The organism is Actinomyces israelii DSM 43320, from assembly GCF_000711965.1.
Classification (GTDB): domain Bacteria; phylum Actinomycetota; class Actinomycetes; order Actinomycetales; family Actinomycetaceae; genus Actinomyces; species Actinomyces israelii.
This window is the reverse complement of the sequence record NZ_JONS01000019.1, coordinates 62536-72599: the sequence shown is the minus strand read 5'-3', so window position 1 is coordinate 72599 and position 10064 is coordinate 62536. Positions and strand designations below refer to the sequence as shown.

Sequence of the window (10064 nt, the reverse complement as noted above, 5' to 3'; positions counted from 1 at the left end):
CGATGAGAAAAAGAAGATCGCGGTCGTCCTGGACAACGCCAGGTTCCACCACGCCAAGGCTTTGAACGATCTTTATGCCCCCGGCCAGGCTCTGGAGCGCATCATGCCTATCTACATGCCCCCGTACGCCCCCGATCACAATCCCACAGAACACGTGTGGAACGCCGCCAAGAACAATATCGCCAACCTCCGGGGGGTCGCCCCGGAGAACACCTTCGCGGCCTTCACCGCCTACATCACCAACCGCACCTTCGACTACGACTTCGAGCACCTCCCAGTCACACCGCCACACACCGATCTTGTTTAATTCCAGCCATACATGGCCGACGCGCTCAGGTGCTCGTATGTGGCCCAGAACGAGGACAGGACTCCGGAAGGGGCGCGCAGGGTCATGACGAAGGTGAAGAACACTCACAGCGAGCATGATCAGGCCTCCGAGCTCGCCTCGACCCTTCTTGACCGCCTGAAGCGCCGTGTCGGCCTGACCTCAGAGCTGTCGTACCGGAGCCTGATGTCCCGTCCCGAGGGGCTTCGCGGGGGCGGCGACGGAGGCAATATCCTGACGGGCCTGGCCGGGCGCGTCATGACGGCGACCGGTTGGAGCGACGACAGCGAGGTCGGACGCCTCAAGGACCTGTCGGGGTACGTCGTCGGGCTCGCCGGCGAAAAGGCCGACGACGTACCCCTGCCCGACCCTCCGGTCAGGACCGGCGACCAGGAAGAGGTGGACGACGAGCTGAAGATCCTGCGGTGGATTCTCGAGCGGGACGAGAACCTGATCGCCATCTCATCGACCACTGACTCTGGTGTCCTGGGGGTGACGTCGGCGCGGGTCTTCCACGCCTCCCGGAGGAGCTTGCTGAACGACGGCGCGATAGAGCGCGCCTTCCCGCTCGATGATGTGCGCTACGTCCGATTCAAGGCCGAGGGCAAGGGCGCTCCCGGTCTCGACGTCATCTCCAGGCGGGAGGACCTGTCCGTCACCTTCAGCGGTGGCGACCGCGAGGGCGCGAGGCGGGTCGCGGACCTGCTCGCCACCGCCATGCACCTGCCCGATGAGGAGAGGATGTCGGACCCGCTCATGCTTGAGGTCCTCGACACCCGAAGGTAGCGCCGGGGAATCGAGGCGATGCGGCAGCCCGGTCGCCGCTCACTGGGAGGCGGCTGCGGAGGGGCGCCCCGCGTGCACGGCCTCACGCCCGCGCCCGTCGCCATCGCCCGCCCGCTCCCTTAGGCTTGGCGGCAGTGCGCGCGAAACCGACCGGGCAGCCGGATACGGCATCGGCGGTGCCGCTGCGCAGGCATCCACCACTCACCCCCTGACGAAAGGCACGGCGAAGCAGTGGCTGAGTACATCTACCAGATGATCAAGGCGCGCAAGGCGCACGGCGACAAGGTCATCCTCGACGACGTCACCATGGCGTTCCTGCCGGGCGCCAAGATCGGCATGGTCGGCCCCAACGGCGCCGGCAAGTCCTCCATCCTCAAGATCATGGCCGGTATCGACCAGCCCTCCAACGGCGAGGCCCGCCTGAGCCCGGGCTACAGCGTCGGCATCCTCCTCCAGGAGCCCCCGCTCAACGAGGACAAGACCGTGCTCGGCAACGTCGAGGAGGGCGTGGCCGAGATCAAGGGCAAGCTCGACCGCTACAACGAGATCTCCGCCGCCATGGCCGACCCGGACGCCGACTTCGACGCCCTCATGGAGGAGATGGGCGCGCTCCAGACCGACATCGACGCCGCGAACGCCTGGGACCTGGACTCCCAGCTCGAGCAGGCCATGGACGCCCTGCGCTGCCCGCCGCCCGACGCCGAGGTGAGCAGCCTCTCCGGCGGCGAGCGCCGTCGCGTGGCCCTGTGCAGGCTGCTCCTCCAGGCCCCCGACCTGCTCCTGCTCGACGAGCCCACCAACCACCTCGACGCCGAGTCCGTCCTGTGGCTGGAGCAGCACCTGTCGACCTACGCGGGTGCCGTTATCGCCGTCACCCACGACCGCTACTTCCTCGACCACGTCGCCCAGTGGATCGCCGAGGTCGATCGCGGTCACCTCTACCCCTACGAGGGCAACTACTCCACCTACCTGGAGACCAAGGAGAAGCGCCTGGAGGTCCAGGGCAAGAAGGACGCCAAGCTCGCCAAGCGCCTCAAGGACGAGCTGGAGTGGGTGCGGTCCTCGGCCCGGGGGCGCCAGGCCAAGTCCAAGGCCCGTCTGGCCCGCTACGAGGAGATGGCCGCAGAGGCCGAGCGCACCCGCAAGCTCGACTTCGAGGAGATCCAGATCCCGCCGGGCCCCAGGCTCGGCAGCCAGGTCCTGGAGGCCACGAGCCTCAGCAAGGGCTTCGACGGGCGCACGCTCATCGACGGACTGTCCTTCACCCTGCCGCGCAACGGCATTGTCGGTATCGTCGGACCCAACGGCGTCGGCAAGACGACCCTGTTCAAGACGATCGTCGGCCTGGAGGAGCTCGACGGCGGCAGTCTCAAGGTCGGCCAGACCGTCAAGCTGTCCTATGTGGACCAGTCCCGCGCCGGGATCGACCCCAAGAAGACCCTGTGGGAGGTCGTCTCCGACGGCCTGGACTACATCCAGGTCGGCAACGTGGAGATGCCCTCGCGCGCCTACGTCGCCTCCTTCGGCTTCAAGGGCGCCGACCAGCAGAAGCCCGCCGGGGTCCTGTCCGGCGGCGAGCGCAACCGCCTCAACCTGGCCCTGACCCTCAAGCAGGGCGGCAACCTCATCCTGCTGGACGAGCCCACCAACGACCTCGACGTCGAGACCCTCGGCTCCCTGGAGAACGCCCTGCTGCAGTTCCCCGGCTGCGCCGTCGTCATTACCCACGACCGCTGGTTCCTGGACCGCGTGGCCACCCACATCCTCGCCTGGGAGGGCACGGATGACAACCCGGCCAGCTGGTACTGGTTCGAGGGCAACTTCGCCTCCTACGAGGAGAACAAGGTCAAGCGCCTGGGCGCCGAGGCCGCCCGCCCCCACCGCGTCACCTACCGCAAGCTCACACGCGATTGAGCCGAGGCGAGGCCGCTTGCGGCCTTGGCCGAGGTGATTGAGCGTGTTGCGGGCCGCAGGCTGAACACACGCGATTGAGCCGAGGCGAGGCCGCTTGCGGCCTTGGCCGAGGTGCGCGGGTGTCCGTCAGAATGACATTGGCCGCCCGGGCTGCTGAGGTGCTGTCGGGGAACCGCGTCATCGCAAGGGCGGCTTCGAGGGGAACGGCGTCCGAGGGCTCCAATGTCATTCTGACGGACACCCGGCCCCTGCCCATGAGCCGCCGCAGCATTCCGCCACCTTGCGACCTGCACTCGCAGTGCCGGGGGCGGGGCGCGGTGCCGCGGTCGGCATCGCCCGGGGCGGCGGACAATCGCGCGGCTGGTCTCGGCCGACGACGGCGAGCACGAGCTCGGATTCGGCGGTCATCAGCTGCCCGACTCCTTCTTTCGATGAAGCTGCCCGAGGAGGAGCTGTGCGGGGGCATGAGCGGCTACCTGCTGGTGCTGGATACGCGGGCTCTCATGCGGGCTCGCAGTGCCCCCTCTCGACTGGCCGGCGCCCGGGTGCGCGCAGTGGGCGTGTACAGGAGAGAGGCGGCGGCGAGGCGGGAGGGCCGTGCCCGGATTCCTGCGGTGGATGCTGCTCCGGGGCGGCTCAAGCGTCCGTGCTACATTTGCTACGAGGTGATGGCGTGTGCCCACGATTCCGCACCGCGAGCTGCGCAATAACAGTGCGGAGATTCTGCGCCGCGTTCAAGCGGGGGAGACTTTTGAGATCACCAACAATGGGAGACCTGTGGCCCTGCTCGCTCCCGTGCCCGAGGAGCCTCTCGCTCTTCTCCGGCGGAGCGGAGCCGTCACCCGGTCTGTCCGTGTGGACTTCGCTGCACTGAGGCGCGCCACCGGGATCGCGTCGCGTGATGTGCTGGATGATCTTCGCGGTGAGCGATGAGGATCTGCTACTTGGGCACCTCGGCTGCGCTCAAGCTGCTCATTGAGGAGAAAGAGTCGAGGCCGCTGTCGCAGTGGCTCAACAGCGCCGTTGCAGGCGGTATGGTCCTGTGCGCGTCCTTCCTGCTCCATACCGAGCTTCACTGCGCTGCCCGCCGTCGCCGCGAGCTTGATGAGAGGACGGCGGCGGTCCTGCTCTCCGGGGTCGAGCTCATTGACGTCTCCAGGGAGCATCTTCTCAGCGCCTTCTCCGGATCGATGGGGCTGCGCGCCGCCGATGCCATCCATCTTGCGGTCGCGAGGGCCGTCAGTGCGGACATTCTTCTGACCTACGGCCGCGAGATGCGCCGAGCCGCTCAGTGCTGCGGCCTGAACGTGATCGCCCCGTCCTGATTGTCGATTCCCGTCGGGCTCCCGATCAGCGGGCTCGTTATCAGTGCGGCATCTGTCGCCGGGGTGCGGAGTCGATGTCGTAGAAGAGGAACCCGGACCGCAGGGCGTCCGCGACGGCGTCGGCCTGCTCGCCCTGCGGCATGAGGGCGACGGCGTCGGGCGAGTCACACTCGGCGGCCTTGCGGTCCAGGTAGGCGCCGTGCTGGGTCATCACGATCAACCTGGTGCTGATGAGCAGGCCGGCGATGAGGGGCAGGACCGTCACGGCCCCCACCAGGCCCGGGTGCTTGCGGAGGGTGCGGCGGGCCAACGGCGGGAGGGGGCTCGCCGGTTGGGGAGCACTCGGCGCAGATGCGGCCGTCGCGCAGGTAGAGCACGCGGTTGCCGCGGGCGGCGGAGCGCACGTCGTGGGTCACCATGACAATGGTCTGCCTGTCCGCGTGCACGCCGCTGAGCAGGTCCAGGACGGCAGCGGAGTGCTCGGGGCCCGGCCGGCCGTCGGGCTCGTCGGCGAAGACGACGGCGGGCCGGTTCACCGGGGCCCGGGCGATGGCCACGCGCTGGGCCTCGCCGCCCGACAGCGTGGCGGGCGCCTTGCCCAGTCCCGCTCGGGCAGGTCGACGCGCTCCAGCGGCGAGCGCGCGTGCTCGACGACGGCGCCGCGGTCCCGGCCGGTCGGCAGGCCCACGGCCAGGTGGTTCTCCAGGACGGTGAGGCAGTCCAGCAGGTGCGCCTGCTGGAAGACGGAGCCGCAGTGGCTGCGGCGGAAGCGGGCCAGGGTGTCCTCGTCCAGAGCGGTCAGGTCCGTGCCGTCCAGCCTCATTGTGCCCAGGGCGGGCCGGTCCAGCCCGGACAGGGCGTACAGGAGGGTGGGCTTGCCGGCGCCCGAGGGGCCCATGATGACGGTGAAGGAGCCGGCGGCGATCTCCAGGTCCAGGTTGCGCAGCACGTGCTGCTGGGCTCCGCCCACCGAGAAGGACTTGGAGAGCCTGTTGGTGGTGACGACGGCGGTGGCGCGGCGGGCCTCGGACGGCGGCGGTGCGCCCGTCGTCGAGGAGGGCCCACGCCACGACCCGCCCGCCTACGACGACGGGCGCGGCCAGGGGACGGTGCTCGCCGGTCCACTGCATGTCCCGGAGCCCGGCCGCCGGGCCGCCCGTCCGCTCCGCCGTCCCGGCCAGCGGCTCGGTCTGCGCGGCCCGCCCGGCCGGCCCGGGCGCGTCCGCGGCGCCTGCGCCGGCCTCACCGTCCAGCGGTACCGGGGCGTCCGCGGCGTCCACCACACGCAGCCGGTCGGCCACGTCTTCCGGACCCGCCTTCTCGGGGCGGGGCCATGGGGTGGACAGGCGCTGGACGGCGTCATTGGGCCCGGCGGCGTCCGCGGCCGACGGCTCGCGCACAGCGAGCAGGGCCAGCACGGCCAGGCCTCCTGCGAAGGCGATGGTCAGCAGGACCAGGGGAGCGCGCAGGGGAGCGCGCAGGCCGCGCATTACGGCGCCTCGAACAGGTGGCCGCGCCCCTGCACCGTGCGGATGTGGGCGGGGGAGCCGGGCGCGTCCTCGACGCGGGCGCGCAGGCGGCGCACGTGCGCGGTCAGTGTGCCGGAGCCGGTGAGCTCGTCGCCCCGCACCGCGCGGATGGCGTGCGGGGGCCGCGCCTGCTGAGCAGGGCCGGGCTCTCGTCGCCCCGCACCGCGCGGATAGCGTCCTCCTTGGTGCACACCGCGCCGCGGTTGGCCACCAGGTGCCGCAGGACCCGGTCCGCAGTCGGATGAAGCTCGCGGCCGTTCAGGTAGGTGCGGCCGGTGGGCGGCTCCACCCGCAGGCGGCCGTCGTCGAAGTCGTCCTCCCCTCCAGGCCCCGGGGATCCGGCCCCACCGCCCGCAGCAGCGGGTGCGTCGCCGGCGCCGCGCTCCAGGGCGCGGCGGACCTTGGCCAGCAGGACGGCCAGGGAGAAGGGCCTGGTGATGAAGTCGCCGGCGCCCAGCGACAGGCCCCGCACCTGGTCGACGTCGGAGCTGCGAGCCGAGACGACGACCGGCACCCGCGAGTCGCCGCGCAGCCGGCGGCACAGCTCGGAGCCGCTCATGCCGGGCAGGTTGACGTCAAGCAGGACGACGCCGGGCGCGCGTGCGCGGGCGCAGCGCGGACTCGGCGTCCGGGCAGTGCGTCACGCGCAGGCCGAAGGCGGACAGGCAGCCCCGGGTGGCGGCGAGGTCTGTCTCGTTCTCGACCAGCAGGACATCGACGGCACTCATGGGCGCAGCCTTCCGTCTCCGGACCCGGTGCGAGCGGCCCCGCCCGCCGCCCGCAGGCCTTCACCCGGCCTGCTCGGTCCCCGCGCACGTGGTGAGGCGCCCCGCCCTCCGCCTGCGGCGCCTGCGGGCCTTCAGCCCTCGAGGCGGACCTCCCACCGGCCGCTTCCGTGGGCCGTCGGCGTCGGTGTGCGGATCATGCCCTCTTGGGCGATGGAGGAGACCAGCCGCCCGGAGGAGTCGAAGACCTCGGCGCGGACCATCGACCGCCCGCCCTGCGAGCTGGGGGAGTCCTGGACGAAGAGCATCCAGTCGCACACGTCCACGTCCCGGTGGAACCACTGGGTGTGGTCGAGGGTCGCCAGGCTCATGCCCCGGCTGCGCCAGGTCAGCCCCTGGCTGCGCAGGGCCGGCTCCAGCATCACCTGGTCGCACATGTAGGTCAGCAGCGCCCGGTGCACCGTCTGGGAGGCCTCGGCCGGCAGCCGCCCGCGCGAGCGCGCCCACAGGTGCTGGACGCTGCTGGGCTCCTCGCCGGGCCCCAGGTAGACATTGCCCTCGACGTGACGCAGGTCGAAGGCCGCCGTGCGTCCCAGGAACCTCGCCACCGGGTGGTCGACGGTCCTGAAGATCTCCAGCGCGCTCCTCAGCTCCTCGGGGCGCGGCACCTCCGGGGCCTCGATATGGAGGTCGGCGCCGTCCTGGACCTCCTGGAAGGAGGAGATCATGGTCAGGATCTGCACCCCGTCCTGGGAGGCCGTGGTGCGCCGCTGCGAGAAGGAGCGCCCGTCGTGGAGCCGCTCGACGGCGAAGCTCACCGGCTTGTCGGGCCTGCCTCCGCGCATGAAGTACGCGTGCACCGAGTGCGGCAGGCGCTCGCTGCTGCCGCTACCGCCGTCGTCGATCAGGGTGGCGGCTCCGGCGAGCATCCCCTGCGCCACCACCTGGCCGCCGTAGATGCGCCCCGAGAGCTGGGGCAGGGAGGTGCCCGTGAACACGTCCTCGACGATCGGCCGACCGTCCCCGTACCCGTCTCCGTCGCCGGTCGCCTCGTCCAGGGCGAGGACCCGGGTCACCGAGCCCAGCGGCTCCTCGGTGGCGACGGGGACCGGGTACGGCGCCGTCACAGGCCGAGCTCCTCCAGGATCGGCAGCTCGGCGCGCACGGCGGCGCGGGCGTCGTCGGCGTTGCGCGCGCTGGTCGCCAGGCCCGCCAGGCGCTGGCAGTCGGCGAAGTCGACCGACTTGAGCACGGCGTCGACGTCGGCCAGGGCGCGGGCCGTCATCGACAGGCTCTTGACTCCCAGGCCCACCAGGACCACGGCCAGGGCCGGGTCGGCGGCGGCCTCGCCGCACACGCCCACCGGGCGGCCGTGGGGGGCGGCGCCGTCGCAGGCGGACTTGATCAGCCGCAGGACGGCGGGCTGCCAGCCCGTCGACAGGTCCGCCAGGGAGGACAGGAGCCGGTCGGCCGCCATGACGTACTGCGTGAGGTCGTTGGTGCCGATGGAGGCGAAGTCGGCGTGCTCGAAGAGCTTGTCCGCCATAATGGCGGCGGAGGGGACCTCGATCATCATGCCGGCGATCGTGAGCCCGTAGGAGCGTGCCTTGTCGGTGAACGCCTTGGCCTCGTCGGCGGTGGAGATCATGGGGGCCATGACCCACACCTTCGCCTCGGTGCCGGCCTCGGCCTTGGCGAGGGCCTCGAGCTGGTGCTCCAGGACCTCCGGGTCGCGCCGCGCGGTGCGGTAGGCGCGCACGCCGAGCGCCGGGTTGGCCTCGGTGGCGTCGGTGAGGAAGGGCAGCGGCTTGTCGGCGCCGGCGTCGAGGGTGCGCACGACGACCTTCTTGCCCGGGAAGGCCTCGAGCACGCCGCGGTAGGCCTCCACCTGCGCCTCGATGGTGGGCTCCTCGGGCTGGTCGAGGAAGCAGAACTCGGTGCGGAACAGGCCCACCCCCATGGCGCCCGCCTCCGCGGCGCTGCGCGCTCCGGCGGCGTCGCCGACGTTGGCGAGCAGCTGGACCTCGTGGCCGTCCTTCGTGGCGCCGTCGCCGTTGAAGACTCGCACCCGGCTGGCCAGCTCGCGTGCCCGGCGCAGGGCCTCCTCGGTCGGGTTGAGGGTCACGGCGCCCTTGGTGCCGTCCACCAGGACGATGTCGCCGTCGTGGAGCTGGTCGGTGACCTCCGTGCCCGTGCCGACGATCGCCGGGATGCCCAGCGCGCGGGCCAGGATCGCGGTGTGGGAGGTGGGGCCGCCCTCGGAGGTGATGAAGGCGACGACCTTCTCGGGGTCGAGCAGCGCCGTGTCGGCGGGGGCGAGGTCCTCGGCGACCAGGACGAAGGGCTCGGGCATGCGCGGGATTCCCGGCATGGGTGAGTCGGTCAGGACGGCGACGATGCGGTCGCGCACGTCCCCCACATCCCGGGTGCGCTCGGCCATGTAGCCGCCGAGCGACTCCAGCATGCCGGCCAGGGTGCCGGCGGCCTCCCACACGGCGCGCTCGGGGACGAGCTTGCGCTCGCGCACCTTGGCCTGGGCGGAGGTGGTCAGGGTCGGGTCGGCGGCCATCTGGGCCGTGGTCTCCAGCAGGGTGCGTCCGTCGCCCTTGGCCTCGGCGGCGGAGAGCTCGAGGCTCTTCTTGACCTTCTGGGCGGCCTCTGCGATGCGGTCGCACTCCTTCTCGGGGTCTCGGCTGGAATCGAGGGTGGCGATCTCGGGCTCGGTGATACCCGGCGCCATGCGGGCGACAGGGCCGGCGATGAGCCCGGGGCTCACGCCAATGCCAGTCAGGGAGGTGGGTGTTGCGTCGGACGGGGCCATGCGGTGCTCCTCAACAGCGATGGAGGCGAATATCACGGCCCATTGTGCCCCGGGAAGGCGCCGGATGTCTCGTTTCTGCCGTCGGATGAATATCGATTGACAGGCTGTCGCCCCGGCGACGTCCCGGTGCGGACCGGCTCGACGCGCCCCGGGACGCCGATCGGGCGGGAGATGGTCCGCCTAGGATAAGGTGATTGCGAGCACGGAGATGACGAGCCGTCGTGCGGCGCCCCGGGCGCCGCCGCACCGAGACTCACGAGGGAGCACACATGAGTACCGCTGAGAAGATTGTCGCCGGCCTGGGGGGTCGGGAGAACATCTCGGATCTTGAGCCCTGCATCACGCGGCTGCGCGTCGAGGTCGTGGATCAGGAGAAGGTGGACGAGGACGCCCTGCGCGCTGCGGGGGCCTTCGGCGTCGTCCGCTCCGGCCGCGTCGTCCAGGTCGTCGTCGGGCCGACGGCGGACAACCTCGCGGGCGAGATCGCCGCGCTGGGCTGAGCCGCGCCGTCCTCCGGCCTCCCGGCGCGGCAGCGGGCGCCGCGTGCACGCCGGGACCAACCGGGACTGGCATTGCGCGAGCACCTGTGAAACGCTTGCTGCAACGGATAGCCGCCGCCCGATCGTTCTGTCGCACAGC

General features: G+C 71.2%; 12 protein-coding genes and 1 pseudogene. 6 read left to right on the top strand and 7 right to left on the bottom strand.

Going from position 1 to position 10064, the window contains the following annotated elements; translation table 11 throughout:
• The 5 genes from O145_RS08385 to O145_RS08370 all read left to right on the top strand — a co-directional run.
• Positions 1-307 (top strand): transposase (locus O145_RS08385; RefSeq protein ID WP_043562218.1); only part of this gene is annotated, 307 nt, incomplete at its 5' end.
• 84 nt (positions 308-391) lie between these two features.
• Positions 392-1111, top strand: coding sequence for a hypothetical protein (locus tag O145_RS08380; RefSeq protein WP_043562217.1), 720 nt, complete (start codon positions 392-394; stop codon positions 1109-1111).
• A gap of 231 nt (positions 1112-1342) precedes the next feature.
• A complete protein-coding gene (gene ettA, locus O145_RS08375) occupies positions 1343-3025 on the top strand; it encodes an energy-dependent translational throttle protein EttA (protein WP_043562216.1) in 1683 nt (560 codons plus the stop codon).
• Positions 3026-3700: 675 nt separating this feature from the next.
• Positions 3701-3958 carry a type II toxin-antitoxin system Phd/YefM family antitoxin gene (locus O145_RS19740; protein ID WP_084682474.1) on the top strand — a complete coding sequence of 86 codons (258 nt, stop codon included), beginning with the start codon at positions 3701-3703 and terminating at the stop codon, positions 3956-3958.
• A gap of 11 nt (positions 3959-3969) precedes the next feature.
• Entirely contained in the window at positions 3970-4350 is a 381-nt protein-coding gene (locus tag O145_RS08370) for a type II toxin-antitoxin system VapC family toxin (RefSeq protein ID WP_229118445.1), read from the top strand.
• A 40-nt stretch (positions 4351-4390) separates the two neighbouring features.
• Here the strand turns inward: O145_RS08370 and O145_RS19115 are convergent, their stop codons facing one another.
• The 7 genes and pseudogenes from O145_RS19115 to ptsP all read right to left on the bottom strand — a co-directional run bounded on the left by O145_RS19115 (position 4391) and on the right by ptsP (position 9425).
• Complete coding sequence (locus O145_RS19115; protein ID WP_229118448.1) at positions 4391-4660, bottom strand: hypothetical protein; 270 nt, start codon at positions 4658-4660, stop codon at positions 4391-4393.
• Between the two features lie 250 nt (positions 4661-4910).
• Positions 4911-5248: pseudogene (locus tag O145_RS19110) on the bottom strand (ATP-binding cassette domain-containing protein); the annotation flags it as partial.
• A gap of 591 nt (positions 5249-5839) precedes the next feature.
• Positions 5840-5935, bottom strand: coding sequence for a helix-turn-helix domain-containing protein (locus O145_RS19105; RefSeq protein WP_229118444.1), 96 nt, complete (start codon positions 5933-5935; stop codon positions 5840-5842).
• A gap of 8 nt (positions 5936-5943) precedes the next feature.
• Positions 5944-6438: a response regulator transcription factor gene (locus O145_RS19100; RefSeq protein ID WP_229118443.1), complete on the bottom strand. Its 495-nt coding sequence runs from the start codon at positions 6436-6438 to the stop codon at positions 5944-5946.
• A gap of 16 nt (positions 6439-6454) precedes the next feature.
• Positions 6455-6607: a hypothetical protein gene (locus tag O145_RS19095; RefSeq protein WP_229118442.1), complete on the bottom strand. Its 153-nt coding sequence runs from the start codon at positions 6605-6607 to the stop codon at positions 6455-6457.
• 131 nt (positions 6608-6738) lie between these two features.
• The gene (locus O145_RS08355; RefSeq protein WP_043562214.1) at positions 6739-7731 is read right to left on the bottom strand and encodes an acyl-CoA thioesterase; all 993 of its coding nucleotides are present in this window, start codon (positions 7729-7731) and stop codon (positions 6739-6741) included.
• Complete coding sequence (ptsP, locus tag O145_RS08350; protein ID WP_043562213.1) at positions 7728-9425, bottom strand: phosphoenolpyruvate--protein phosphotransferase; 1698 nt, start codon at positions 9423-9425, stop codon at positions 7728-7730. The genes O145_RS08355 and ptsP overlap by 4 nt, the downstream gene beginning before the upstream one ends.
• Positions 9426-9646: 221 nt before the next feature.
• Between ptsP and O145_RS08345 the strand changes: the two genes are divergently transcribed.
• Entirely contained in the window at positions 9647-9925 is a 279-nt protein-coding gene (locus O145_RS08345) for a PTS sugar transporter subunit IIB (RefSeq protein ID WP_267489924.1), read from the top strand.
• Positions 9926-10064 lie beyond the last annotated feature (139 nt).

What these genes read in the sequence shown, in the direction of transcription:
- O145_RS19095 (WP_229118442.1), bottom strand. Translation starts at nt 6,607, where the DNA reads ATGAGTGCCGTCGATGTCCTGCTGGTCGAGAACGAGACAGACCTCGCC.
- O145_RS19100 (WP_229118443.1), bottom strand. Translation starts at nt 6,438, where the DNA reads ATGAGCGGCTCCGAGCTGTGCCGCCGGCTGCGCGGCGACTCGCGGGTG.
- O145_RS08380 (WP_043562217.1), top strand. Translation starts at nt 392, where the DNA reads ATGACGAAGGTGAAGAACACTCACAGCGAGCATGATCAGGCCTCCGAG.
- ptsP (WP_043562213.1), bottom strand. Translation starts at nt 9,425, where the DNA reads ATGGCCCCGTCCGACGCAACACCCACCTCCCTGACTGGCATTGGCGTG.